The 25,013-nt window shown below is 71.2% G+C and carries 24 protein-coding genes and 2 pseudogenes; 6 read left to right on the top strand and 20 right to left on the bottom strand.

What is annotated here, in order from left to right; genetic code table 11:
• Window positions 1-227 precede the first annotated feature (227 nt).
• A pseudogene (locus ACLJTM_RS19790) lies at window positions 228-740 on the bottom strand (IS701 family transposase); the annotation flags it as partial.
• Between the two features lie 157 nt (window positions 741-897).
• On the opposite strand from ACLJTM_RS19790, the gene ACLJTM_RS19785 reads away from it, so the two are divergent.
• Both ACLJTM_RS19785 and ACLJTM_RS19780 read left to right on the top strand, forming a co-directional pair.
• Entirely contained in the window at window positions 898-1,824 is a 927-nt protein-coding gene (locus ACLJTM_RS19785) for a phosphotransferase (RefSeq protein WP_411104979.1), read from the top strand.
• A 38-nt stretch (window positions 1,825-1,862) separates the two neighbouring features.
• A pseudogene (locus ACLJTM_RS19780) lies at window positions 1,863-2,093 on the top strand (IS701 family transposase); the annotation flags it as partial.
• 158 nt (window positions 2,094-2,251) lie between these two features.
• On the opposite strand, the gene ACLJTM_RS19775 reads toward ACLJTM_RS19780, so the two are convergent.
• The 5 genes from ACLJTM_RS19775 to ACLJTM_RS19755 all read right to left on the bottom strand — a co-directional run bounded on the left by ACLJTM_RS19775 (window position 2,252) and on the right by ACLJTM_RS19755 (window position 5,733).
• The gene (locus tag ACLJTM_RS19775) at window positions 2,252-2,488 is read right to left on the bottom strand and encodes a hypothetical protein (protein WP_411104978.1); all 237 of its coding nucleotides are present in this window, start codon (window positions 2,486-2,488) and stop codon (window positions 2,252-2,254) included.
• Window positions 2,489-2,814: 326 nt separating this feature from the next.
• On the bottom strand, window positions 2,815-3,402 hold the full coding sequence (locus ACLJTM_RS19770) for a GNAT family N-acetyltransferase (protein WP_411104977.1): 588 nt from the start codon (window positions 3,400-3,402) through the stop codon (window positions 2,815-2,817).
• Window positions 3,403-3,710: 308 nt separating this feature from the next.
• Window positions 3,711-4,049, bottom strand: coding sequence for an STAS domain-containing protein (locus tag ACLJTM_RS19765; RefSeq protein WP_411104976.1), 339 nt, complete (start codon window positions 4,047-4,049; stop codon window positions 3,711-3,713).
• Between the two features lie 486 nt (window positions 4,050-4,535).
• Window positions 4,536-4,730, bottom strand: coding sequence for a hypothetical protein (locus ACLJTM_RS19760; RefSeq protein WP_411104975.1), 195 nt, complete (start codon window positions 4,728-4,730; stop codon window positions 4,536-4,538).
• A 313-nt stretch (window positions 4,731-5,043) separates the two neighbouring features.
• Complete coding sequence (locus tag ACLJTM_RS19755; RefSeq protein WP_411104974.1) at window positions 5,044-5,733, bottom strand: TetR/AcrR family transcriptional regulator; 690 nt, start codon at window positions 5,731-5,733, stop codon at window positions 5,044-5,046.
• Between the two features lie 471 nt (window positions 5,734-6,204).
• On the opposite strand from ACLJTM_RS19755, the gene ACLJTM_RS19750 reads away from it, so the two are divergent.
• Both ACLJTM_RS19750 and ACLJTM_RS19745 read left to right on the top strand, forming a co-directional pair.
• Window positions 6,205-7,347: an FAD-dependent oxidoreductase gene (locus ACLJTM_RS19750; protein WP_411104973.1), complete on the top strand. Its 1,143-nt coding sequence runs from the start codon at window positions 6,205-6,207 to the stop codon at window positions 7,345-7,347.
• A 134-nt stretch (window positions 7,348-7,481) separates the two neighbouring features.
• Window positions 7,482-7,829 carry an NAD(P)H-dependent oxidoreductase gene (locus ACLJTM_RS19745; protein WP_411105304.1) on the top strand — a complete coding sequence of 116 codons (348 nt, stop codon included), beginning with the start codon at window positions 7,482-7,484 and terminating at the stop codon, window positions 7,827-7,829.
• Here the strand turns inward: ACLJTM_RS19745 and ACLJTM_RS19740 are convergent.
• On the bottom strand, window positions 7,778-8,419 hold the full coding sequence (locus ACLJTM_RS19740) for a hypothetical protein (RefSeq protein ID WP_411104972.1): 642 nt from the start codon (window positions 8,417-8,419) through the stop codon (window positions 7,778-7,780). The genes ACLJTM_RS19745 and ACLJTM_RS19740 overlap by 52 nt on opposite strands.
• A gap of 273 nt (window positions 8,420-8,692) precedes the next feature.
• Here ACLJTM_RS19740 and ACLJTM_RS19735 point away from each other — a divergent pair, with 273 nt between their 5' ends.
• Entirely contained in the window at window positions 8,693-9,130 is a 438-nt protein-coding gene (locus ACLJTM_RS19735) for a glutaredoxin domain-containing protein (protein ID WP_411104971.1), read from the top strand.
• 62 nt (window positions 9,131-9,192) lie between these two features.
• On the opposite strand, the gene ACLJTM_RS19730 is transcribed toward ACLJTM_RS19735, so the two are convergent.
• From ACLJTM_RS19730 to ACLJTM_RS19680, 11 genes are all read right to left on the bottom strand, one after another.
• A complete protein-coding gene (locus ACLJTM_RS19730) occupies window positions 9,193-10,416 on the bottom strand; it encodes a hypothetical protein (protein ID WP_411104970.1) in 1,224 nt (407 codons plus the stop codon).
• Between the two features lie 707 nt (window positions 10,417-11,123).
• Window positions 11,124-12,671, bottom strand: coding sequence for an ABC transporter ATP-binding protein (locus ACLJTM_RS19725; RefSeq protein WP_411104969.1), 1,548 nt, complete (start codon window positions 12,669-12,671; stop codon window positions 11,124-11,126).
• Window positions 12,668-13,477 (bottom strand): ABC transporter permease, encoded by an 810-nt coding sequence (locus tag ACLJTM_RS19720; protein WP_411104968.1) that lies wholly within the window; start codon window positions 13,475-13,477, stop codon window positions 12,668-12,670. Before ACLJTM_RS19720 ends, ACLJTM_RS19725 begins: the two co-directional genes overlap by 4 nt.
• Complete coding sequence (locus tag ACLJTM_RS19715) at window positions 13,474-14,421, bottom strand: ABC transporter permease (RefSeq protein WP_411104967.1); 948 nt, start codon at window positions 14,419-14,421, stop codon at window positions 13,474-13,476. Before ACLJTM_RS19715 ends, ACLJTM_RS19720 begins: the two co-directional genes overlap by 4 nt.
• Window positions 14,418-15,995, bottom strand: a complete 1,578-nt coding sequence (locus tag ACLJTM_RS19710) for an ABC transporter substrate-binding protein (RefSeq protein WP_411104966.1) — start codon at window positions 15,993-15,995, stop codon at window positions 14,418-14,420. Before ACLJTM_RS19710 ends, ACLJTM_RS19715 begins: the two co-directional genes overlap by 4 nt.
• 72 nt (window positions 15,996-16,067) lie before the next feature.
• Window positions 16,068-16,889 (bottom strand): class I SAM-dependent methyltransferase, encoded by an 822-nt coding sequence (locus tag ACLJTM_RS19705; protein WP_411104965.1) that lies wholly within the window; start codon window positions 16,887-16,889, stop codon window positions 16,068-16,070.
• Window positions 16,886-18,160: an MFS transporter gene (locus ACLJTM_RS19700; protein WP_411104964.1), complete on the bottom strand. Its 1,275-nt coding sequence runs from the start codon at window positions 18,158-18,160 to the stop codon at window positions 16,886-16,888. The genes ACLJTM_RS19705 and ACLJTM_RS19700 overlap by 4 nt, the downstream gene beginning before the upstream one ends.
• Window positions 18,157-19,215 (bottom strand): dipeptide epimerase, encoded by a 1,059-nt coding sequence (locus ACLJTM_RS19695; protein ID WP_411104963.1) that lies wholly within the window; start codon window positions 19,213-19,215, stop codon window positions 18,157-18,159. Before ACLJTM_RS19695 ends, ACLJTM_RS19700 begins: the two co-directional genes overlap by 4 nt.
• Window positions 19,212-20,318, bottom strand: coding sequence for a PLP-dependent cysteine synthase family protein (locus tag ACLJTM_RS19690; protein ID WP_411105303.1), 1,107 nt, complete (start codon window positions 20,316-20,318; stop codon window positions 19,212-19,214). Before ACLJTM_RS19690 ends, ACLJTM_RS19695 begins: the two co-directional genes overlap by 4 nt.
• A 14-nt stretch (window positions 20,319-20,332) precedes the next feature.
• The gene (locus ACLJTM_RS19685) at window positions 20,333-21,115 is read right to left on the bottom strand and encodes a Rossmann-like domain-containing protein (protein WP_411105302.1); all 783 of its coding nucleotides are present in this window, start codon (window positions 21,113-21,115) and stop codon (window positions 20,333-20,335) included.
• A gap of 149 nt (window positions 21,116-21,264) precedes the next feature.
• The gene (locus tag ACLJTM_RS19680) at window positions 21,265-22,551 is read right to left on the bottom strand and encodes an ATP-grasp domain-containing protein (protein ID WP_411104962.1); all 1,287 of its coding nucleotides are present in this window, start codon (window positions 22,549-22,551) and stop codon (window positions 21,265-21,267) included.
• A 369-nt stretch (window positions 22,552-22,920) separates the two neighbouring features.
• On the opposite strand from ACLJTM_RS19680, the gene ACLJTM_RS19675 reads away from it, so the two are divergent.
• Window positions 22,921-23,955: a magnesium and cobalt transport protein CorA gene (locus ACLJTM_RS19675; RefSeq protein ID WP_411104961.1), complete on the top strand. Its 1,035-nt coding sequence runs from the start codon at window positions 22,921-22,923 to the stop codon at window positions 23,953-23,955.
• Between the two features lie 90 nt (window positions 23,956-24,045).
• Here the strand turns inward: ACLJTM_RS19675 and ACLJTM_RS19670 are convergent, their stop codons facing one another.
• Both ACLJTM_RS19670 and ACLJTM_RS19665 read right to left on the bottom strand, forming a co-directional pair.
• Window positions 24,046-24,609, bottom strand: coding sequence for a DUF4396 domain-containing protein (locus ACLJTM_RS19670; RefSeq protein WP_411104960.1), 564 nt, complete (start codon window positions 24,607-24,609; stop codon window positions 24,046-24,048).
• A gap of 182 nt (window positions 24,610-24,791) precedes the next feature.
• The gene (locus tag ACLJTM_RS19665) at window positions 24,792-24,935 is read right to left on the bottom strand and encodes a hypothetical protein (RefSeq protein WP_411104959.1); all 144 of its coding nucleotides are present in this window, start codon (window positions 24,933-24,935) and stop codon (window positions 24,792-24,794) included.
• Window positions 24,936-25,013: the final 78 nt, after the last annotated feature.

The following is a 25,013-nucleotide window of genomic DNA, read 5'->3' as shown; positions in this document are numbered from 1 at the left end:
ACTCGATGGCGTACGCCTCTACCCACCACAGCGAAATGCCGTGCACTCCGCCTGTTGCTTACCTGGACCCAGCCGACCCTCGCGCCCCGAGCACCCCAGTGCCCACACGAAGGAGATCGCACCACACCAGATGGAACTCATCCGTGACCCCCGCCCATGAAGCCCGCCGGTACCTCTAGTACTCCAGCTGTAGATCGTGATCTTCATGTCTGCGCGGCTTACCGCCGGTAGTGGCTGGCCTGGGATCGGGCCAGCTCCGGCTTGGTGGCGAAGGCGGTGTCCTCGCCGAGCCCGGCCGCCCGGCATCGATCCGGGTCGGAGGTCCACGAGCGTGGGACGTACAACTCCCGGTCCACCGCCGCGTGTCCGCGATCGGCTGCATAGACGAGATAGACGGCGACCTGCGAGTTCTCGATTCGGCCGGCGGTACCGGTGTACTGGCGCTGGACCCCGACGGTGTGGGTGCCCTTCTTCACGTCGCCGGTCTCGTCCACGACCAGCACCGCAGCATCGTCATGGAGATGTTCTACGACGTACTCGCGCACGTCGTCGCGCGCGGCATCGGCGTCCCAGGATGCCCGGCACAGCAGATGCTGCATGCCGTGCGGAGTCTTCTCCCCAACCCACTCAGCGATGGTCCAGCAGTTCTTGCGGGGCAGGTCCGACATCAAGCCCATCACCAACCGGGCGGCCCGCAGCCGGGGTTCAACCCGGGTGAAGCGGCCCGCGATCCGGCCCATGACCACCTCGAACGCCTCCCGCCAACGGCCGGGATCTATGCTGTGACCTGCGGCTACCTACTCTTCGTTTGTCTCCACAAACCGATGATCAACGGTGACCGCAACCCCGTCTCAGTCGACCCCATCGGCAAGATCACGGCCTACGGCTGGAGTACTCATGACCGACTTGCGGCAAGCCCACAATGCCGCTCGCACGATCGCTGCAGCGGCCCTGGGGCGAGACCCCGGCCCCATGGCCACTGCCGAGAGCAGCTCCCACCACGTCTACGTCGGCTCGGACGTCGTCGTGAAGATCATCGATGCCGCCGGCCACTCGCGACTGAATCGGGAGATTGCGCTCGCGCCCCACCTGCCCACCGGCCTCACGGCCCCTCTGCTCGACAGTGGGCTCCACCGCCTGGGGACGCGCGACGTTCGCTACGCCTGCTACGCCCGCGTGCCGGGGGCAGCTCCCGGCATGGGCATGCCTGGCGTGGACGCTGTGACCGCACGCTCGTTGGCGGAGGAGGCAGTCCAGCAGCTGGACCGACTGCACAGCTGGATGCCCGAGGGCGACACCGGACAGGTGCTGAGGGAACCTCTCGACCACGGCGGTTTCACCAGCCAGGCTGCGCTCTTTGCCGAGGTTGAGAACCTCGCCGCCCTGGACCGGCACGGAACCATACCCCGCCCTCTGTTCGACGGCTTGACGGCGATCGCGAAGCGCGCGCCGCTGCACGCACAAGCCGTCGTCCCGGTTCACGCGGACTGCCATTGGGACAACTGGCTCGTACGCGATCTGAGCGTGATGGCTCTGCTGGACTTCGAGTGGGCCCGCTTCGGCGAACCTGCCGACGACTGGTTCTTCCTGGCCCGGTTCAGCGGCCCCCACATGGAGACCGTTCTCGACGTCATCGCCCAGGCGACGACGAGCTCACTGGAAACCCTCCGAGCGGAATGCGAGGTTCGTGAGGCGACTTACCTCGCTTCCGACCTCTGCATCGCGCTCAAACACCCCGATGCACATGCGCAGATGGCCACGGACAGGCTCCATGCACTCGAGGAACTCATCGTCGGGCACTACTGGTGGCGCCACACCCGGTGATGCCAGTCGCAGTAAGCATTGAGTGTCCGCTCACGCCGCTGCTCGCCCACGCCTTCCTCGCCGTCGTCCGCGCTGACGAACACGCCCGCCACCCAGGGCCGGACGAGCTGATGCCGCTCACCTGCAACGAGATCCAGCGCCTGTTCTTCGCCCTCGCCGTGCGGCCCGTCCACAATGCCGTCCACCGGCTCAGCTGGTCCGACTGGCGCCGCCGCCACCAGGCCCGATCCCAAACCAGCCACTACCGGCGGCAAGCCGCGCAGACATGAAGATCACGATCTACAGCTGGAGTACCAGCCTCGCACCGACTCGCGCCGGCTGCCCCGGACAAGCCCCCGGACAAGCCCCGAACGGGCACCACCCTCAGCCGCTCTCCAGATCGGCCTCACTGAAGGGAGTTCGCCCGCGTGTGTGGCTGCGTACTCGTTCAGGGTGGTGTCGGTCGCGGGCCGAAGCGGGTTTTGGCAGGGACTTCGAACGGAGGGAGCTGTGTACGGGGTGGCAGCGCGGGCGAGTTCAGGGCCTTGCGGACGAGGCGGCGGCTGACGAGGTGCCGCTCCGCCAGGAAGCGCATGGTCCGGTCTCCCCGTTCGATGTCCCGTCTGATCGCCACGATGATCGTGGGCTTGTCCGCGCTGGTCGTGACGCGGCGTTCATCAGACATAGGGCATCAGGCATCAGGCATCGGGTACCCCGCTGCGGGTTCGGGGTACGGGGGGCACGGGGGGCAACCAGTGCGGGTTGTTGCCGTTCGGACGCGCCTGACAAGTACCTCTGAACCCGACTGGATGGCCCGTCCCATGGCTAGCAGGCCCGCGCACCTGTCACCCGCTGGCCGATACTCACCAAGTGGCCGTGGCCATCGTTTCGGCTGCAGGATTGAAGATTCTGACGCTACCGTGCTCTTTGAACCGTTCCGTACGGCAGTCGGCAAATGCCGTCGCCAATCCCTCCGCTTCATCTTGGTCGGGTGAGTCCGGGGTCACGGGATCAGATGTCGCCGTGGACCAAGGCGTGCAGATGCTCGTCGTGCCATCCGTCCTCGTGCAGCAGGGCGCTACGCATCGTGCCCTCCAGGGTGAAGCCGGCCTTCTCCGCTACTCGGCACGATGCCGAGTTGGCCACCGCGTGACACAGCCGGAGACGGTGCAGGCCGAGGTCTTCGAACGCCCACCGGCTGATGCGCTTCGTAGCTTCGACCATGGCGCCGCGGCCACGTCCTGCGGGCAAGAGCCAGTACAGGATTTCGGCGCTGCCGCCCTGGAGGTCGATGTCACCCCAGCCGATCAAGCCCACGGCCTCACCACCGTCGGGACGCGCGAGGGCCCATTTCGCGCTCTGCTCTGTCTGCCAACGCTCGCGCATGCGCTCGATTCGCTCGCGTGCTTCCTCTCTCGTCGTCACGAAGAGCCGGTTCCACTGGCGGATTTCTGGTTCCTGAGCAGCGGCTACGAGAGCGTCTGCGTCGCTGACACGCCAGGGGCGCAGTTCGAGACCACTGGGGAGGGTGAGGACGGGCTGTTCCATCTTGGCCATGCGGCCTGCGGGAACGACGGGCGGTATGGGTGAGGTGATCATCGCGGCATCGTTCCACAGACCTCCACCCGACAGAACCCGGTACCCGGTACCCGGTACCCGGTACCCGGTACCCGGTACCCGGTACCCGGTACCCGAGCATCGACCGGCGAACCAAAAGCGGTCACAGGGACTAGTTGGCGAGGTAGCTCCTCGTGCGGAGCCCTGTAAGCGCGCGAGGGACGCCGGCCTCCGACCGCCTCGGTTTCACCCAGGCACCTGCCCGCTGACAGGTTCGTCGTACGAGTTGCCGGGCTGGGCGGTGTAGTCGCGCAGCTGACGGTTGAGGCTGTGCGGGCTACTCGCGCAGTTCAGAGCGGGGCCGGCGCGACGGCGGGGCGGAGGATGAACAGGCGGCGCGTGGCGGTGAGCTCCAGGACGTTACGCCCTTGGTCGGGGGTGCCGGCGAGTTCGAGGGTCCATTCCTCCTCGATGGCGCGGGCGCGCAGGGCGAGAAGGACGTGGAGGGCGCAGGTACCCATGAACGTGACGCGGGCGAGGTCGAGGACCAGCGTCCTGCCGGGGAGTACGAGCGGGCTCAGGACCCGGGTGAGCGAAGAGCAGGTCTCGTAGTCGAGATCACCGCTGACGGACACGATCGCCCGCCCCGGCTGCTCGGTGACATCGACGGCGAAGTCTTTGATGCCCATGGCGCATCCGCCGTTCACAAGAAAGCCCATCACGGTCGCCCCGTTGCGTACGTGGGGCAGGGCCGTCAAGCGCGCGACGGGTGCCGCGCACAGCCGAACGGGGCCACCCGTACCCGCCCCATTGCCGTGGCTATCAGGCAGCGGGAGGGGGTCCCGCCAGACCAGGCTGGTCGATACAGGGCGGCTACCCCTGCAAGGTTTCCCGCAACCCCGGTGCAGAAGTCGCGTACACCGGCCGAGCGGGTAAGCACCGCGGCGCGGACGAGCCTGCGGTGCAGGAGGCCCCGGACGCGGGAGATGAGGCGGCGCGGATGCCCGGACGCTACGCGAGCTGCTGCAGAGCCGGCTACGCCTCGCCCGATGTCCAGCCCTCGTCGCGGTGCCCCCCACGCCCAGATGCGGCCGAGGTCCCAGTGAGCACGACCCCGACTCCGTCCCGTGACTTCCCGTGACTTCTCGGCCACCGGCGGTGCGGCGGCAGGATTGCTACAGCTCGTCGCCCTCGACGTCTCCCTCCTTCACCATGTCTTCCTCGCGGCGGCGCTTGGTTTCCTCGTCCAGGTGGTGGGAGGACCTGCGTCGCCTAGCCGGGTCCTGACCTGGGCCTTTGCGTTCCGCCGCCTCGTCGGGTCCATTGCCCGGCTGATCCGGCTGCTCCCGCTTGTCGTGCATAGCGCCCATGACGGTGGCTCCTCGCGATCGTGAGAGCTGGTCGATCTACGCTGGCACGGTCAGTAACGGTGCGCATCATCGACGGGGTGGCGCGAAGTCGCCCGAGGCCCGTACTTCCTGCCCTACCCCCGGTCTCACGGGTTAGCCGCCGCGACCGGCCCCGGCCGCCCCGGCCGGGGTGGGCTCGCAGGGTCCGGACGTAGGCGAACCCGGCGGGCAAGCAGCGGGGCGTAGTCCCTCGCCGCGGCGGCCCCTCTGTCGGCACGTCCCGCCCCGCAGCCGCCGCCCGCCCGGTCCTGAGGACCGACTCGCGGGCCAGGAGTTATGGCGTGCGGGGGCCAGGGCCGGGGCCGGTGGCGAGGATGCCGTTGAGGAGGGTGTCGATGCTCCAGCGGCGGCGCTCGGCGGGGGCGCCGGAAATGAGGTTGTCGGCCTGTGCGCGTACGTGCGGCAGCGTGTCGGGAGAGGCGGTGGCCAGTGCCTGGCGCAGCTGGGCCCAGTCGCGTTCGGCGTGGGAGTCCTCGCGCTGTGCGGAGTGTTCGGCAGCGGAGGCGGTGGAGCGCTGCAGCAGGAGGTCGACGCCCCAGGCGGCCTGGCGGTCCGGAACGCCGCCCTCGGCGAGCAGGGCGAGCAGTGATTCGAGCAGGGCGAGGTAGTTCTTGCCCGCGGCCCGTGCGGTCAGGGCCGACTGAGCGAGGGCGGGGTGGGCGAAGAGGACTTGCTCGTAGCTGGCGAGCACGGCGTTGAGACGTTCACGCCAGTCGGCGCCGGAGTGGGCGGCCAGGTCGACGCGTCCCAGGAGGCGGTCGAGGATCGCAGCATGCAATTCGGCGGTGTTGGCGACATACACGTACAGCGAGGCCGGGCCGGTGTCGAGGGCCTCGGCGAGGCGGCGCATGGTGACACGCTGCAGACCTTCCCGCTCCATGAGCAGAACGGCAGCGTCAACGATGCCCTCACGGGTCAGGGCAGGCTTGGCGGGCCGCTCGCGGCGGCTCTGCGGAGTGGGCATGCCTCGGATGCTACGCCGAAACGCGTTCGCTCCGAACATGTTCGCTCGGGGTGGGTCTCCGTACGCGGTGGCCAGCATGCCTTATCGGGCGTGCCGACGGTTCCGGCCGGTGGCGATTGCGGTGACGTGCAGCTTCAGCAGGTCGTACCGGGCCGCACGCACAGGGAACGGGGCCATCCCACACGGGCGTACCACGCACTCCTGCCGCCTCAGCTGGCCCAGGCCCGCATGGGTGCCGCAGGTCGTGCAGACGGGACGAGGGTGCGCAGCTGCCTGAACGGCGCGCCAGTAAGGGCGGGGCTGCCTGTGATCGGTAACGAACTTGTTCGTAGCGAACATGTTCGTTAGCTTGGTGGGGTCCGCGCGTGCCTCCCCCGCCGCCCGTGCGCGGCTCCACCCCCGGGGTTAGGGCGGCCGGTGCGGCGGCCGTCGTTCTGCACCCATGCGATCCTCATTTCGTTCGGAGTCACCATGAGCACCAGCCACTTCCCCGTCGCGATCATCGGCGGGGGTCTGGGCGGCCTGACGGCCGCCCGCGTCCTGCACGTCAACGGCATCGAGTCCGCGATCTTCGAACTGGAGGTGTCGCCTGCGGCCCGCACGCAGGGCGGGATGCTCGACATCCATGCCCAGAACGGGCAGAAGGCGCTGCACGCCGCCGGACTCCACAACGACTTCCTCAAGATCGTCCACACGGGCGGCGAGGCCCTGCGCCTGCTGGGCCCCGACGGCACCGTGTACGTGTCCCAGGAGGACGACGGGAACGGCGACCGGCCCGAGGTGGACCGCGGGGACCTGCGCGATCTCCTGCTGAACTCCCTGCCCGACGACACGGTGCACTGGGGTCGAAAAGTCACCGGCGCCCGGGCCCTGGGCAGCGGCCGCCACGAGGTGACCTTCACGGACGGCTCGGCGATCACGACCGACCTCCTGATCGGCGCCGACGGCGCCTGGTCGCGTGTGCGACCGCTGGTCTCGGACGCACAGCCCGCCTACACCGGCATCTCGTTCGTGGAAACGGACCTGTTCGAGGCCGACACCCGTCACGTGCGCAGCGCCGCGGTCATCGGCGACGGCTTCTTCCTGTGCCTGGGGGACGAGCGCGGCTTCCTCGCGCACCGGGAGACCGACGGCAGCCTGCACGTCTACACCGCGCTCAAGGCCGATGAGGGCTGGCTCGACACCATCGACTTCACCGACCCCGCCGCCGCCAAGGCCGCGGTCCTGACCCGGTTCGAGGGCTGGAACGAGGGCTTGCGCGGCCTGGTGGCCGACGCGCAGGCGATCACCCCGCGGCGCATCCACGCCCTGCCGGTCGGACACCGCTGGGACCGTGTGCCGGGAGTGACGCTGCTGGGTGACGCCGCCCACGTGATGTCTCCGTTCGCGGGTGAGGGAGCCAACCTGGCCATGCTCGACGGCGCCGAACTCGCCCTGGCCATCGCCGCCCACCCCGGTGACACCGAGGCGGCCCTTGCGGCCTACGAGAAGGCGCTCTTCCCGCGCAGCGAGGAAACCGCCGCCCACTCCGCCGAGAGCCTGGAGACGATGTTCGGGCCGCGCGGCCTGGAGCAGATGGTCGATTTCTTCACGACCGGCCCGGCGGCCCGGTGACCCGCCCTCACCATCACCTCACGAGCCATTCCCGCCGAACAGGACGAGATCGGTGACCGCGCTGCGGCGCACCATCCAGATGCCCGACTTGGCTTCACCGTACGTGCGGTGGGGAGGGCAGTCTCCTTCTCGTCCTGCACCGCGCTACGGGCCCCTCACCGCCTCGCTCTGAGTACCACCGCTCCTCCCCCGCCGTGCTGGAGAACTCCCCCGACCGCGTATACGCCGAGTGGGACAACAAGGGCGTCGGCCTGGTCTCCTGCGGTGTGGACGGCGGCGTGTGCGCCGTCGCAGCCCTGCGCCCCGTGCTCAGCGCCTTGCAGCTCGCCGGCGTCGACGCCTGGCGCGAAGCGCGGCTCCGCCAGTCCCCGGTCCTGATCGGCTTCAACCCGCCAACGCCGATCGGCGGCGGGCGGCTGAGGAAGCCGGATCAACCCACGCAGGCTTCGAGGGTCCGGTGCCTGCATTGCAGCTTCGGGTAGACCAGGCCGACTTCGATCGGCATGGGCTTCCCGGCCTTCCCGTTCACCACCGTCTGGCAGCTGTGGCCGGAGATGCCGAGCATCGGGACGAGGACGGCTTGGGGGATGTTGCTGCAGCGCACCAGGTCGGGCTCGCTGTAGTCGCCGTAGACCTGGTTGGCGGCGCCGTCGCGGGTGAGGATGCCCTGGCGGGGTTCAGCGCTCCACTGGACCGTCCTTCCGTGGGCGTCCGACGCCGGGCCCACGATGACGTCCCACTCGACCTCCAATCCTTCGAACGTGCTCACGCACACGGCCTCGGCGCCGTCCTTCAACACGAGGTCGGCAGGGCACCGGGCGGTGGTCTCCCCGTCGGTGTTGGCCATGTCGATCGTCTTCCCGCGCAAACCGGAGGCAACGACCTCGGCGAAGACGTCCCCGGGCTGCGCCCACGGCATCGGCAGGTCGGACGGCTGCCGGACCGGATGGGCGACGGCCTGGGGCAGCTCCGGGAAGGAGTAGTCCTGCGTGCTGTCGTCCGGACCGGCCCCGCAGGCCGTAAGGGACAGGCCCAAGGCACCCATCGCCGCGATGATCCTCTTCGTACGCATGCCTGAACCCTAATCGGCCGCTACGCCACGCTCGGCGCTCAGGCGGCGGCCGCCGGGGCCCTGGCCTGCACTTCGGGCAAGCGCCCCGCCCCCTGATCTCCGAGCCGGCAGCCTGCCCGGACCTGTGCGGCGCCAGGCGCCCGGTGCGGACCAGTGGGCCAGTGGGCCAGTGGGCCAGTGGGCCCGGCCGCACGGGTCCAACCTCCTCGTACGCTCCGGCAGATCCACACCTGGTACGCGGAGCATGTCGACTCATCGATAGCCTGCACCACCATGATGCGCTCTTGGATCCTGCCCATGCTGCTCGTGCTCAGCGGCTCGGCCGTCGCGACGGGACAGATCTTCACGGGGAGCCTCGGCACGGCCGCGGCAGTCCTGCCGGCGTTCCTGGCGCTCGCCATCGTGAACTCACCCCTGTTCTTCCCGAGGTCGACCAGTGCCCAGGAGGCACAACGCCGCAGCGCGGTCGACGGCCGACCGGTCGTCTTCTGGCGGCCAGGGTGCACGTACTGCATCCGACTGCGCATCCGGTTGGGCCGCAGCGCCCGCCGGTTGCACTGGGTCGACATCTGGCGCGACCCGGCAGGAGCCGCAGCGGTGCGAGCAGCCAACGACGGCAACGAGACGGTTCCGACCGTCGTCGTGGCGAGCAAGCCACACACCAACCCCGATCCCGCATGGGTACGCGAACAGCTCTCCCCTCCCGCGTGACCGGAGACCGCGTCCTGCACCCCCCTGGCCCGCCGGATCCATGGACTTGGCCGGAGGGGCGGTCAGCGGCGGGAGCGACCGCGGGTGATCAGCCAGGTGCCGCCGACGATGAGCAGGGCGAAGACGGTCAGCCACGCGCCCAGTGCGGTCAGCATCCACAGCCGCTCGCGCAGCTTCAGGGTGCCGCTGAGGGTGACTTGGAGGGAGCCGACCGCGAAGGCGATCGCCGAGGTGAACACGGCCACGAGTTCGACGGCCCGGACGGAGGAGCGGTGCATGGCGCGCTCCAGGTCGGCGTTGGCGGCGTCCTGGCGTCGCCAGCGGGCCTCGTGCTCTGCCTCGCGTGCCGCCCGCAGCCGGGCTTCCTGGATGGCGTCCCGCTTGACGAGGTACTGCTCCAGGAGCAGTTCGCGACTGAAGGCCCCGTGGCGGGCGAGCATGGCCAGCGCGGCGTCGACGTGTGTCAGGGCCTGCTCGTGGTCGGCGCACAGGTGGTGGGCGGTGGCGAGGCGGAAGCGGAACATGTGATGGTCGGGGTAGGTGTCCACCGCCTCCTGCGCGAGGGTGCGCAGGAGTTCGCCTTGGCCGTCGAAGGGCACGGAGAACGCCAGCCCGTTCAGGCATACGTCCACGACATGCCGTGAAGGGTGCGGAGACGTCCATGCCCGGTCGAGGAGTTCGCGGGCGTGTTCGGTGGTGAGGGCGCGGCTGCCGAACGCCGCGAAGGAGCGCAGTGCCAGGATGACCGGATCGTCGCGGTGTGAGCCGGCTGTGGTGGCCAGGGCGGAGGTGGTGAGGAGGGCGTTCAGGTCGTCGAAGGCGAAGTTCGCGCGGAGTTTTCCTGCGTGGTAGAGCAGCGCGGTCAGGGCCAGGTCGGCGGCCTCAGGGGTTCCGGCGATGTGTCGGGCCGCTTCGTCGAGCTGTTCGCGGGTCTCCAGGTGGGACCGGTTGATGAAACCGTTGCCCAGGGTCCACTGCTCGCGGACGGTGGAGCGGCATCCGGCCGCGGTGTGCACGGCGATCCAGCGCGCGCAGGCCAGGGCGGTGTCCGAGGACGGACTGCCGGCGAAGCGCCGCCGCCAGTATCGGTCGGCGCAAACAAAGAACGGATCAGTCGCGAAGTCCGCAGACCGCACCTCGAAGTCGGGTTCCTGTCCGCTCTCGTGCAGCCGAAGGGCGGCCTCCTCGGCGATGCGACCGAGCTCCGCAGCATCGGCGCCCATCACCGCCGCAAGCCGGACCCGGATCTGCTCGTGCACTTGGCCCTGAGCGGCCGACGTGTCCATCACTTCCCCCTGCGTGATCGTGCTCCCACGAGAAAACCTACAGGTGCACGTCAACGCGGCTCCACCGATGGGCGCGATGGTTCTCGCCGTCCGAACCGGCCGGGCCGGTCCGCCCTCTGCCTGCCTTGCGCCCTCTGACACAGCGCGGCAATCTCGTGCTGGACGTCGTACTGGCCAGCCGGCTGCTCCGGTCCGGCTGGTCAGCTCGGGAGGGCTGAGGTGTGCTGTTCGTGAGAGGGCGAGGACCGGCGGCATGTTGGCGACATGGTCGTCACCATTCCACCTCGACCCCGAACCCGGCACACCCGACAAGCGTCAAGCACTGGGACGTCATCCAGGACGTCCCCACTCAGGAGTCCGATACCCACAGCATGTTCTGACGGCGGTGCTGCCGCCCGCGCCCACGGCTGTGGACCCGCCCGCCGCCGTGGTAAGCCGCCAGTACCTGGCGTCGGCACCCCGGAGCCGCTCCAGCGGCAGCAGGGTCTGGGTCACGATCTCGCACCGGAAGGGGGCGGCACCGCTGCACGGGCCGAAGTCGAGGCGGCCCTCGCCGAGACGGGCGCCGCCGCGCCCGATCTCCGGCTCAGGCCGGACGGTGGCCAGGTGCAGGAAGTGAGTGCCTGCCATAAGGCGTTCACCTTCGATCATCGGCGCCCCTACGGCCTCCCGCACCTCGGCGGCATGACCGACTCGGCGCCGCCTCCTCAGCGTTCCGGTGCGCTGCCTGGCAGCCCCGTCCGTGAGGCCGACAGCAGGGCCTTGGTGAGCGCATGCTGCGGCTGCTCGATCAGCTGGCGGGCGGGGCCGGTCTCGACGATGCGCCCTGCGTCCAGGACCGCGATGCGGTCCGCGAGGGCTGCAACGGCCGCGAGGTCGTGGGTGATGAATACCAGGCTGAGCTTGCGGTGTTCTCTGAGCCGGGCGAGGGCGTCGAGGATCGTGGTCCGCGTTGTCGGGTCGAGACCGGAGGTGATCTCGTCGCAGATCAGGACGCTCGGCCCGGCCAGCAGGGACCGGGCCAGCGCCGCCCGCTGGAGTTCGCCGCCGGAGAGCCGGCCGGGGCGGCGCTCGGCAAGCTTCTCGCTCAGGCCGAATGCGCCGAGGGTGCGCACCGCTGTGCGGCGCGCTTGCGCCGGGGTGGCGCCCTGGAGGCGTACGGCACTGCGGGCGACCTGGTCGAGGACGGGGCGGTGTTCGTCGAAGGCGGCCTTCGCGTCCTGGAACACGTACTGGACGGCGGCCAGTTCGGGGCGGGTGCGGGAACGCAGGCTGCGTGGCAGCGGCATCCCGTCGAGCAGGACCGCGCCCTCGTACGTCCGGTGCAGCCCGGCCAGGCAGCGTCCCAGGGTGGTCTTGCCGCTGCCGGAACGGCCGACGAGCGCCAGGCACTCCCCTGCCGCGACCGAGATGCGGATGTCCCTCAGCGCCACGGACGCCCCGCGTGTGGTGCGGTGCCGTGCGGTCAGATTCCGCGTCTCCACACGCACCGGACCGCGGGGGCGGAACTCTCGCGCAGCGCGCAACTCCTCCCGGGCGCGCGCCTCCCGTACGCGACCCTCCCGTGCGCGCGCCTCCCGTAGGCGACCCTCCAGGACCGCCGACGCGGGTCCGCGCTCCACGACCCTCCCGTCCCGCATCACCACGACCTCGTCGGCGAGTCTCCGTACGACGTCCAGGTCGTGGCTGAGCAGGATGACGGCGATGCCCTGTGCAGCCAGGGTGGCCAGCTCCGCGACGATGCCCTGTGTGGTGAGGGCGTCCTGCCCGGTGGTGGGTTCGTCGGCGACGATGACCCGGGCGCCCAGCAGCAGGGCCTGGGCCAGGACGATCCGCTGTTGCTGGCCGCCGGACAGCTGGTGGGGGAAGCGGCGCAGTACCGCCTCCGGATCCGGGATCTGAGCGAGCCGCAGGGCCTCTTCGACGCGGTGTCCGGGGGGTGCGGGCCTGCCCTTCGCCTGGCGGCGGGCGATGTCGGTGAGGAGCGCGCCCACCCGGCGGGCGGGGTTGAGCACGGACGCCGGGTGCTGGGGGATGTATCCGACCGCGCCCGTCGGTGTGCGGATCTCGCCGTCGACGACGGCGCCGGCGGGGTACTCGCCCAGGAGGGCGAGCCCGGTGGTGGTCTTGCCGCTGCCGGACGGGCCGATGACGGCGGTGATCCTGCCCGCGTGGGCGGCGAGGCTGACGCCGTCCACGATGGTCCGGCCTCCGATGGCGACGCGGAGGTCTCGTACCTCGGCGACGAGGGTCATTGCGTCGCTCCCTTCCGGGGGGTGTGCCGCTGGAGGGCTGCGTCGAAGAGCAGGTTGGTGCCCATCGAGAGGGCCGCGATGAGCAGGGCGGGCACGACCACGGCCCAGGGCTGGAGGAAGAGGCCGGTGCGGTTGCGGTCGACCATGACCGCCCAGTCGGCGGCGTCCGGCTGGACGCCCACGCCGAGGAAGGCGGCGGTCGCGACCAGGTAGAGGGCTCCGGTGAGCCGGATCCCGGCATCGGCGGCGAGGGTGCGGCGCATGGAGCGGGCCACGTACCCGAGGGCCGTGCGCCACCAGGACTCGCCCTGCATGCGCAGGGCTTCCACGACGGGCCGGGATGCGATGTCGACGGCCGCCGCGTGGGCGACCCGGGCGGCGTCGGGTACGGCGGCCAGCCCGACCAGGACGGTCAGTCCGGCGGGTCCCGGGGTGAGTGTGGCCGCGACGAGCAGCACCAGCAGGAGCGAGGGGACCGCGATGACCACGTCCAGGGGCCGCATCAACGCCTCCTCCAGCCAGGTACGGCGGGTGAGGGCCGCGGCGAGGCCCACGGGGACGGCGACGAGGTAGGCGAGGACAGTGGCGGCGATCGCCACGAGCACGACGGAGCGGCCGCCGAGGAGCACCTGGTGCCAGACGTCGCGGCCGCCGGAGTCGGTGCCGAGCCAGTGCCCCTCGCCGGAGGAGAAGGAGACCGAGCGGGGTCCGGCCGGACCCGCCACGAAGGGCCCGACCACCGCGAGGAGGACAGGAAGGGCGATCAGCCCGAGGGGGACGAGGAACCGTGCCGGCTTCTGCTTCATGCCGCCGCCTCGGACCGGGGCGCGAAGCGGCGCGCGGCCAGGTCGGCGGCGAGGTTGACCGCGACGGTGACGATGCCGAAGACGGCGGCCATGCCCTGGACTACGGGGAGGTCGCGGGCGGCGACTGCTTCGTGGAGCACGGTGCCGAGGCCCGGGATCACGAAGAGTGCCTCCACGACGATCACTCCGCTGAGGAGCCAGTCGCAGGTACGGGCCAGTTGCTGGGTGGCGGGGGCGAGTGCGTTGGGCAGGGCGTGGGTCCAGGTGATCCGGGCGCCGGAGACCCCGTACCGGCGGGCGTGGGCGATGTGCGGGGAGGCCATCGCGTCGATCATTGCGGCGCGCACGAGGCGGCTGATGGTGCACACGGGCCGCGACAGCAGGACGACGACGGGCAGGACGAGGACCGCGGGCTCGGTGAACGGATCGAGGCCGACGGCGGTGGGCGGCAGCCAGGCCAGCCACAGTCCGAAGAGCGTGGCGAGCAGGATCCCGACGGCGAATTCCGGTACGGCGTGCACCCCGAGGGTCAGCGCGCTGACGGTCTTGTCGAGCGGCCCGCCCTCGCGGCGGGCCGCCAGCACGCCGAGGCCGACCGAGAGGGGGACGAGCAGGACGAGGGTGGCGCCGGCGAGGAGGAGGGTGGGGCCCAGACCGTCGGCGAGGTAGCCGGTGACGGGCCGTCCGCTGACCAGGGAGGTACCGAGGTCGCCGTGCAGGAGGCCGGCGAGCCAGTGCGCGAAGCGTTCGGGGGCGGGCCGGTCCAGGCCCATCGTCTCGCGGATGCGGGCGATGCGGGCGGGATCGGGCTGGTCCCCGGCGAGGGCGACGGCCGCGTCACCGGGCAGCGCCTCGGTGAGCGCGAAGACGAACAGGACGACGGCCGCCGTCTGCCCCAGTCCGAGGAGCAGGCGGCGGCCGATCCACGACGGGTGAGGTGTCACGCGATCCAGATCTTGTCGAAGCGGGCCCAGTCGAGGGTGTTGGCGGGTGCCGTCTTGGACACCCCCCGCACCTGGGGGGCGGTGGCGATGATCCAGTCGGCGAAGCCCCAGATCAGGAAGCCGCCTTCGTCGTACAGCCGGCGCTGCATCCGCTCATAGAGGGCTCCGCGCTGCGCGGCGTCGCGGGTCGACTGGGCCTGCTGGTACAGGTCGTCGAAGTCCGGTCGCTGCCACTTGGTGGCGTTGGTGGTGGAGCCGGTCAGCAGCCGCTGCGAGATGTGGGACTCGATCGGCATGGCGCCCGAGCGGTAGGAGGCGAGGGTGCCGTTGTTCAGGATGTCCCTCCAGTACGTGTCCTTGTTGCCGACCTTGACCTCGATGGTGACTCCGGCTTTCGCCGCCTGCTCCTTGAAGATGCCGCCGGCCTCGACGAAGCCGGTGGCGGCGGGCGCGGTGTCGAGGGTGACCTTGAGGCCCTCGGCGCCGGCCTCCTTGAGCAGGGCGCGGGCCCTGTCGAGGTCCTGGGTGCGCTGCGGGAGGCCGGCCGGGTAGAACTGGTATCCCTTGCCGAACAGGTCGTTGCCGATCTCGCCGGCGCCGGAGAGGGCGCCGTCGACGAGTTCCTTGCGGTCGGCGATGAGGAAGAACGCCCGACGCACCCGGGGATCGTTGAACGGCGGGCGGTCCGTCTTCATGACGAAGCCCTGCATCGCACTGCCCGGGAGGCGGACGACGTCGATCCTGCCCTTGCCCTGATGGGTGCGGGCGGTGGCCGGGTCCAGCTCGTGGGCGTACGCGACCTGACCGCTCAGCAGGGCGCCGGCGCGCGCCGATTCCTCGCCTGCGACGACGAACTCGAGCTCGTCCAGGTGGGGGGCGCCCTCCCAGTAGGCGTCGTTGCGCTTGACGAGGAGGGAGCTGCCCGGCGTGAAGGAGACGAAGCTGAACGGTCCGGAGCCGATGGGCTTGTCGAAGGCGACGGCGTCCTTGGGCACGATGTACGCGCCGAATGCCGCGAGGACGTTGGGGAACTCGGCGTACGGGCGCTTGAGCCTGAACTCGACGGTCGAGGCGTCCACGGCCCGGCTCGCGTCGAGGTCGATCGGCTCCAGCGAGGCCTTGGCCCGGAAGGTGGCCTTGGGGTCCGCGATCCTGCGGTAGCTGGAGAGGACGTCCTCGGCGGTGACGGGCCGGCCGTCGTGGAAGGCGGCCTTGCGCAGGGTGATGCGCCAGGTGTCGAGGGTGTCGTTGGGCTCCCAGCGCTCGGCGAGCCTGGGGACGGCGGCGAGGTCGGCGCCGAAGTCGGCGAGCTTGTCGAAGAGGGCCTTGGCACGGGCGGCGTCGACGAACAGGTTGGCGGCGTGCGGGTCGAGGGTCTCGTTGGCGCCTCCGCCGGCGAAGGCGGCGCGCAGCCGGCCGCCCTGCCGGGGACCTGCTCCCTCAGCGGCATTCCTGGCGTCTGGAGTGGTGGAGCCGGCGTCGCAGGCGGTGGAGAAGGCGAGGGCGGTGGCGCCGGTGGCGATGAGGAAGCCTCTGCGGGCGAGGCCGGCGAGGCTGGAGCGGGCGTCGTTCATGCCGGGGTGTCTCCGTTGCTGGAGCGGGCGTCGTTCATGCCGGGGTGTCTCCGTTGCCGGAGCGGGCGTCGTTCATGCCGGGGTGTCTCCGTTGCTGGGGTGGGGCTTGAGCCGGGCGATGAGGTGGAGGCGGTCGGAGCGCGTGGTTCCGTACGGGGCACTGCCTTCGCTCCACGGCGGTTCGGTGCGGGGGCCGGGGCCGTCGTGCAGCGCGAGGACCTCGAAGCCTGCGGTGGTGAGGAAGTACCGGATCTCCTGTGGGAAGAGGAGCCTCCAGGCGGAGCGCTGCTCTTCCTGCGGGCAGCCGTCGTCGGCGGTCCAGATTCTCCGGCGGCGCAGGAGTTGCGCTCCGTGGTCGATCCACAGGGTGGTGTGGGAGGTGTACGTGACGCCGCGCCAGGCGAACGTGTTCGTGCGCGGGCCGTCGAGGAGTTCGGTGGTGCCGAGGAAGTAGGCGCCGTTGCGCATCTCCGCCACGAGGAGTCCGCCCGGCGTGAGGTGGGCGCGGCAGCGGGTGAGGAAGGCGGCGAGGTCCTCGTTGGTGTGGCAGTAGAGCAGGGCGCTGTCCAGGCAGACGATCGCGTCGAAGGTCGCTCCGAGGTCGACGTCGCGCATGTCGGCGAGGCGGTACGCGGGGCCGGGGTGGTGCGCGTCCGCGTGCGCCAGCATGGCCTGCGAGGTGTCGATGCCGGTGACCTCACGCCCTGCCCGGTGGTGCAGCCAGGCGGCGTCACGGCCCGTGCCGCACCCGACATCGAGGATGCGGGGGCCGGCGCCGTGGCGGGTCAGCACGTCCGCCGTCCATCGGGCGGCGAGCCGTTCGGGGTCGGGGAAGCGTTGCTCGTAGAGCTCGGGATGGTCGGTGAGCAGGTTGCTGCTGCCGGCGGCTGTCATCGCGTCTCGCTTCGGGGCCGGCCGGGGGGAGCGGGGGCCGCCTGATGGTGTGCCTGCCCTTCCGGCAGGGCCCCCCGGCGCTGGAGCTGTGCGACGCCCGCTGCGGATGCCAGGCCCAGGGCGAGGCAGCAGCCGTAGGGCAGCCAGGTCAGACCGGTGCGGCCCGCGGTGTCCATGGACCAGCCGATGGCCGCGCTGCCCGCGGCGGCCGCGACCCCGGAGACCGCGTAGAAGAGGCCGTAGTAGGTGCCGGTGAGGCTGTCTCGGCCGAAAGCCGGTATCAGCTCCAGCACGAAGGGCGAGGCGATCATCACGCCCAGGTGCAGCAGCAGAGCCCCGGCGAGCACCGGCAGCAGACGCAGGGGGTGTGCGGTGGTGGCGCCCGCAACGAGCATCGGGGGCAGGAATCCGAGGGCCATGACGCCCAGTCCGGTGGCGATCCAACGCCCCCTGCTGCCCCGGGCCTTGAGGGCGCGGGTGATGCGCAGCTGGAACAGCAGGTTGGCGACGGTCCCGGCGAGGAACAGCAGGCCGACCGAGCCGCCCCAGCCGGACGCGTCGGTCGCCGCACGGGGCAGCAGCAGGTACAGCTGGCTCTCCAGGCCGTACATCCCGACCATGGCGAGGGAGAAGAGCAGGAACCGGCGGTTGCCCGCCACCGCCCGCCAGTCGGCGAGGACACCCGAGTCGGGAGCCGGTGCCTCACGTGCCGGGAGCACCAGGAACTGCGCGAGCGTGAGCACGGCGAAGACGCCGGCCGCGGTGACGGCGGCGGCCCGGAAGTCCACGAGCAGCAGCAGGGTCCCCAGCAGCGGTCCGAGCAGCGCACCGGCCGTGGCGAACACGTTGAACAGCGCGAACGCCTCCGCCTTGCGCTCACCGGCCTCCTGGGCGACGTAGGTCCGCACGGCGGGGTTGAAGAGGGCCCCCGCGAGCCCGCTGAGCAGGGAGGCGGCGATCAGCAGCGGCAGGCTGTCGCCGAGGGCGAACGCGCCGAATCCCACCGTGCGCAGGGCGCAGCCCGCGATGATCACGCCGCGGGCGCCGAGCCGGTCGGCGGCCGAGCCGCCGATCACGAACAGGCCCTGCTGGCTGAGGTTGCGCAGGCCGAGGACGGTCCCGACGACGGCGGCCGAGTGCCCGAGGTCGTCGGTGAGATGGGTGGCGAGGTACGGGATGAGCAGGTAGAAGCCGGTGTTGACGCCGAGCTGGTTGACCAGGAGGAGTCGTACGGCGAGCGGGAAGTCGCGTATCGCGCTGAGGATGCTCACCGGCCGGCCGCCGTGTCAGTGCGCCGGACGCCCAGTCCGGCCCGGTCGGGAGCCCGTACGGTGCCGTCCGCGCCCCCGATGCCGGTCCACGGGTCGGCGGCGAGCAGCAGGTGGCCGTCGAGGTCCACCCAGCGGGCCCGGTCGGCGAGGTGGACGGCGGGGGCGATGCCGAGCGAGCTGGCGGTGAGGCAGCCGAGCATGAGGTCGGTGCCGGTGCCGCGCAGGGCTTCGTGGATGCGCAGGGCGGCCCGTACGCCGCCGCATTTGGCGAGCTTGACGTTGATGCCGTGGACCCGTCCCGCGAGAGCGACCGCGTCCTCGTAGGAGACGGCATCCTCGTCGGCGATGACGGGGATCGGGGACTCCTTGGCCACGCGGGCGAGCGCGTCGGGGCTGCCCGGCGCGATGGGCTGCTCCACGGCGGTGACCCCGGAGTCGGCGAAGCGCGGAAGCAGCTCCAGGGCCTGGCGTTCGCTCCAGGCCCCGTTGGGGTCGAGCAGCAGACTCGCCTCGGGGGCGCCGGTGCGTACGGCCTCCACGCGGGCGAGGTCTTCGGCCGGATCGGCGGATCCGGCTTTGACCTTGAGGGCGGTGAAGCCGCTCGCGGCGAGCCGGGCGGCCTGTGCTGCGGCCGGTGCGGGGGCGGTGATGCCGATCGTACGGGTGGTCCGCGCGGCCGGTGCGGTGTGCGTACCCAGCAGCTGATGGGCGGGCCGGCCGGACCGCTTGCCGACCAGGTCGAGCAGGGCCGCCTCCAGCCCGGCCAGCACCCCGGGCGCCGGCTTCGGCAGGCCGGGCGGCGAGGCGGCCGCCTGTTCGTCCCACGCGGTCTCGGGGTCGGGCAGGCGTTCCACCGCGGGCCGCACCGTGCTGAGCTGCCGGACGATGCGGGAGGTGGGCAGCCCGAGGTACTCGCTGCTGACGACCTCACCCCAGCCGGTCAGGCCGCCGTGCTCGACCGCGACCCAGACGGCGTCGCGGCGGGCCGTCACCGAGCGGGAGATGCGCAGCGGCTCGGCCAGTTCCAGTTCGGTGGTGTGCCAGGTGAGTCTCATGCGGCATCGCCTCGCGTCGGTACGGGCAGGTGGTGCGGCCGGGTGGCCGCGCGCGGGTCGAGGACGGTGCGGCACCGGGTCCAGCCGATCGCCTCGGTCGCGTGCGGATGGGCGATCTCCAGGGGGCGCAGGGCGAGTTCGGCCTGGTCAAGGCCGTGCATGCGGCAGAAGTCGTCGTCGTAGACGGTGCCGAGGTAGCGGTGCGGGCCGTCGGGGAAGACCGTCGCGACGACCGCGCCCGCTTCCACGCGGGCGGCCCAGGCGGAGACGAGGGCGACGGCTCCTGTGCTCCAGCCGCCGCTGACGAAGCTGGTACGGGCGAGCCTGCGGCAGGCGTCGACCGCTTCGGCGGGGCCCACCCAGTGGACCTCGTCGAAGGCGTGGTGGGCGACGTTGCGCGGGTGGATGCTGCTGCCGAGCCCGCGCATGAGGCGGGGGCGGGCGGGCTGGCCGAAGATCGCCGAGCCGACCGAGTCGACGCCGATCACCGTCAGCCGCGGCCAGCGGCGGCGCAGCGCACCGATGAGGCCGGCGCTGTGGCCGCCGGTGCCGACGCTGCACACGAGGACGTCCAGGTGGTCGAGCTGTTCGCAGAGTTCGGCGGCCATCGGGAGGTAGCCGGCCGCATTGTCGGGATTGTTGTACTGGTCGGGCCAGTAGGCGTCCGGGATGTCGGCCAGGACCTCGCGCAGCCGGGCGATCCGGGCGGCCTGCCAGCCGCCCTCGGGGGCGGGCCGCTCCACCAGCTCCAGCCGGGCGCCGTACGCGCGGAGCAACTGCCGCATCGACGGTTCGAGCTCACGGTCGCCGACGAGGACGACGGGATGGCCGAGGGCCTGGCCGGCGAAGGCGAGACCGACCCCGAGGGTTCCGGAGGTGGATTCGACCACCGTGGCGCCCGGGCGCAGCTCTCCGCGCTGCCGGGCGCCGCGCAGCATGGACACGGCGGACCGCGCTTTCATCCCGCCTGCGCCGAGGCATTCGAGTTTGGCCCAGAAGCCCGGGTGGGCGTAGGGCAGTTCCGTACGGATCCGCGCGAGCGGGGTGCGGCCGACCAGGGTCAGCAGCTCCGGGTTCGTACGGTGCGCCGGCGGGCGGTGCATCGGGGGTGCGAGGGTCACCGGGTGCCTCCGTAGCAGTGGATGACTCCGGGGCCGCCGTCGAGCCAGAAGAAGGGGTAGGGCTCGGCGGACACGGCGCTGACCCCGGCGCCCAGGAAGCGCGGGAGGACTGCGCTGCCCGTCTGGGCGAACACGACCAGGGGCTTGCCGCTCGCGGCGGCATGGTCGAGCAGCGGCTGGAAGGTTCCGTTCCCGAGGGTCATGCCGGAGGCGAGGATCGCATCGCAGCGCTCCAGTTCCGCGAGGGCGTCGGTCCGTACCGGTTCGCCCCACTCGGTGGCGCCGCCCTTGAGGTCGCAGGGCACGTATCCCAGGCCGCGCGCACGCAGCTGTTCCAGCAGGGAGTTGACCACGCCGACGGCGAGGATCCGGCGGATACCGGCCTCGGGCAGCAGATCCACCACGGCGCGGGCGCGGGCTCTGGACCGGTGCAGGGAGCTGCCCGCCGGCAGTGCGTACGGGCGGGCGCCGTGGCCGGGGGTGTGGGGGCGTACGTGGGTCAGGTATGCGTCGAGCGCGGCGATCCGCACGGGAAGCAGCGGGTGGGCGAGGAGCTCGGCGGCCGAGGCGCCGACACAGTCGTCGAGTGCTGCGGCGGGCAGCACTCCCGGCTCCACCGCGCAGGATCCGACGGCCGCGTCGAGGCGCAGGCTGAGGACCTCGTTGCGGTATCCGCTGCTGCGGCCGGCGTGCCGGACGGCCTGGGCGGTGGTGAAGGCGAGCGCGACGCGTTCCCGGGCGGGGTCGGGGCCGTAGGCTCCGGCGCGGACTGCTTCCATGAGCTGGTCGACGGTGCGCACGGCGGGCTCGGCGGGCTCGGCGGGCTCGGGCACGGCGGGCACGGCCGCATCGGGCAGAACGGGCTTGTGCAGGGCGGGCGCGGGTACGGCGGGCGCGGGCACGGCGGGCGCGGGTACGGCGGGCGTGGTCATGCGGGCACCGCCGACGCCGGCCCGGCACCCTGCTCCTCGAAGCTGGGGCGCAGCTGCGCGAGGAGCCGCTCGGCGGCCTCGCGGGCCCCGCCCCCCTGGGTGTCGGCGGTCATGATGTGGCCGAGGTACTCGTTGTTGCTGGTCGCGGCCCGCACGGCGCGGCCGGGTTCGGCGAGGGCGAGCTCCAGCAGCCCGGGCTCCGCCCGGACCTCGTCGGCGCCCTCGATGCCGGCGAGCGTGCCGGTGGCGGCGGGGAGCAGGAAGGCGATGGCGGCGCTGTGCACGCCGGTCGGGCGCGGCATGAGGTCGGGCAGGCGGCCGAGGGCGACGTCCACGCAGGCGGCAGCCAGGTCGATGCCGGTCACGTGCCGGACGAGTTCGGTGATGCGGTTGCCGGCGGGCCGGGGGTTGACCTCCACCACTTTGGGACCCTGGGGGGTCAGCTTGATCTCGGTGTGGCAGACGACATGGTCCAGGCCCAGGGCCTTGATCGCGGCAACGGCCGTGTCGGCCGCCCCCCGCTCCGACTCCGGCGCGATGCCCGCCGGGAACATGTGACCGGTCTCGATGAAGGCGGGCGCCCCGCCGATGCTCTTGTCCGTGACCCCGACCACGCCGGTGACACCGCCGGAGGAGACGGTCTCGACGCTGACCTCGGGGCCGGTGAGCAGCTCTTCGAGGAGGACGGAGGGCGTACGGTCCTGCCCGCGCGCATTGACCGGGAACTCGGCCAGCGCCCGGCAGGCGAGTTCCAGCTCCCGCTCGTCGCGGACCTCGCGGACCAGCATCCCGGCGCACAGGTCCACGGGCTTGACCACCAGGGGGTAGCCGATCTCCCGTGCGGCGAGAGCGACTTGCGCGGTGTCCGTACACACGGCGAAGCGGGGACCCGGCACGCCGGCCTCGGCCAGTACCCGGCGGGTCAGGTCCTTGCGGCAGGCTCCCTCGACGGCTTCGACGGCCGGGCCGGGCAGGCCCAGCCGCTCGGCGATCCGGGCCACGGCCGGCAGGTAGTAGTCGCAGGAGGAGACGACCCCGTCGAAGGCGAGCACCGCGTGCAGGCGCTCCAGGTGGGGCAGCAGCAGCTCCATGTCGTTGGTGTCGGCAGTGACGATGTTGCGCGCGGCGAGCAGCGGGTGCGGACCGTCGGGCCCGGCGCCGCGCAGGTAGTGGTGCAGGTCCCGGGTGACGAAGGTGAACTCGTGCCCTCCCTCCCCGATCGCCCTGGGCAGCAGCCTGCTCATCGACCCCACCCAGCTCTCGACAACCAGCAGATGTGCCAAAGGACTTCCTCTCACCATGCCGTCACGACCGTGGGGCATACCTGCGCAGCGGACCGCCTGACGGGAGGCGTCCGCACCGGACCGAGAAGGAATCTATCGGAAATCGTTTTCATTTCCAATAGCTTGGATTTCCGGTAGCCTGCCGCTGACGAGACCGGAGCGCCGGAAGGAAGCCGCACCGCAGGCGCGTGCCGTGCGTTGCCGCCGTAGCATCAGCGGACACGTGAAGACCGTCGTCGCACCGGTGGGCGAACAGCCCTGCGCGCGGGGTCCAGGGTTTCCAGGGTGATCATTGGCCGGTCGCGGGTAGGTTGCCTCTCCCTGCATGCGACACATCCGACACATCCGACGGCAGACAAGAGGCATCACATGGCGGCGCGGCACGGCAGCAAGGACGCGGAACTGCCGTCGGCAGTGGTGGACTGCGCGCTGTACGAGGACGGGAAGCGGATCCCCGGCCAGGTGAACCTGGGCGAGATCATGGAGCGGATGGACCCGGAGGCGGGGCGGTTCGCATGGATCGGCCTGTACGAGCCGACCGAGGAGCAGTTGCAGGAGGTCGCCGGGGCTTTCGGCCTGCACCCCCTCGCTGTCGAGGACGCCGTCCACGCCCATCAGCGGCCCAAGCTGGAACGCTACGGAGACATGCTGTTCCTGGTGCTGAAGACGATCGTCTACGTCGACCACGAGAAGGTCACCTCGACCAGCGAGATCGTCGACACCGGCGAGATCATGGTCTTCGCCGGCCCGGGGTACGCGATCACCGTCCGCCACGGCAGCGCCCCGTCGCTGGACGGCGTACGCCAGCAGCTCCAGGACGACCCGCTACAGCTCGGCTGCGGGTCCGCGGCCGTCCTGCACGCGGTCGCGGACATGGTCGTCGACCGCTACGTCGAGGTGGCCGATGCGTTCGCCGGGGACGTCGACACCCTGGAGAGCGAGGTCTTCACCCCCGACCGGCCGGTCGACGCCGGACGCATCTACCAGCTCAAGCGCGAACTCCTGGAATTCAAGCGCGCCGTCATGCCCCTGGCTTCCGCACTGCAGCGCCTCAGCGAAGGCACGATCCCCCAGATCCCGAAGGAAGTAGCCACCTACTTCCGGGACGTCGCCGACCACCACCAGCGCGTCAGCGAGCAGATCCTGTCCTTCGACGAGCTCATCAGCGGCATGCTCGGCGCCAGCATCGCCCAGCTCGGCGTCCAGCAGAACGCCGACATGCGCCGTATCAGCGCCTGGGCCGCGCTGATCGCCGTCCCCACCTTGGTCGTCGGCATCTACGGCATGAACTTCGAGCACATGCCCGAGCTGGCATCCCCGTACGGCTACCCGGCGGTCTGGGTCCTCATGGTGACCGCCTGCACGGTCATCCACCGGGCTCTGCGCCGCAACAACTGGCTGTAGCGGGTACGGCCAGGGGACCGGGCAACGCGCCGGTGGACCACCGTCGTGCGGTGGCGGTGGCGGTGTTGCCGTTGGGGGTGCCGCTCAGCGTCAGTGGTAGGCGTGGACGACGGCGTGGCCCTTGCCGCGGCCGATCATCCACTTGTTGACCGGCGTCGTGATCACGAAGGCCACGGCCAGGCCGCCCAGCAGCGCCGTCCAGAACAGCGCGTCCGACAGGTGGGCGTCCATCGCGCCGGGGACCAGGGCGATGATGCCGTTGTCGACGAGCTCCATCACCGCGATCGAGACGGTGTCGGCGGCCAACGCCACCTTGATCGCGCTCTTCCAGTCCAGGCCGGCCCTGCGGACCGCGAACAGGGTGAAGGAGTACCCGAAGACGAACGCCAGGACGATCGCCAGGACCATCGTCGGGACGTTGCCCCACATCAGAGCGGTGCCGATGACCATGCCGAGGATCTCGCCGATCGCACAGCCGGTCAGGCAGTGAAGCGTCGCCTTCGCGGCGGCCCCCCAGGTCACCGGGCCCCTCTCGTGCCCGGCGTGGTGCGCGGGCGCCTGGTCCGCCGCCTGGTGCGCATGCGCCTGGTGCACGGTGTGGTCCTGCGCGGTGCGGTCGTGCGCGGCGCCGGTGCGGTGTGCGCTGTGGTCCATGACCGTCATCCCCAATCCCGTCCAGTATGGCCCCGCTCCCGCGGGCCCACACCATAACCGTATACCCCCCTGGGGTATTCCGCATGGGACGGGAGCCCGGCAGGAGCTTCCGTCGAGGAAAGCTCTGAGGGGAGCTCTGAGGGGAGTTCTGAGGGGGTTCGACGGCGAGGGAACCGTGCGACTCACGGGCGGTAGATCATCTCGATCAGGAATGCCGCAATCAGGACCCACACTCCGATCCCGAGCAGCCACCACCAGCCGGCGACGGCGCCCGCAACGGTCATGACCGCCGCTCCGAGGGTGAGAGTGATGATCCTGCGACGCATCTGTCGTTCCGGCGTCGGCGTCATGAGGCCCGCCTCTCGTGTCTCGTGGGATCTTCCAGCGCACGGCGACGCCGCACG

Origin of the sequence: Streptomyces sp. cmx-4-9, from assembly GCF_046548835.1 — a bacterium.
In the GTDB taxonomy this organism is placed as follows: domain Bacteria; phylum Actinomycetota; class Actinomycetes; order Streptomycetales; family Streptomycetaceae; genus Streptomyces.
The sequence above is the reverse complement of the archived record's forward strand: the minus strand, read 5'-3'. Positions and strand labels throughout refer to the sequence as shown.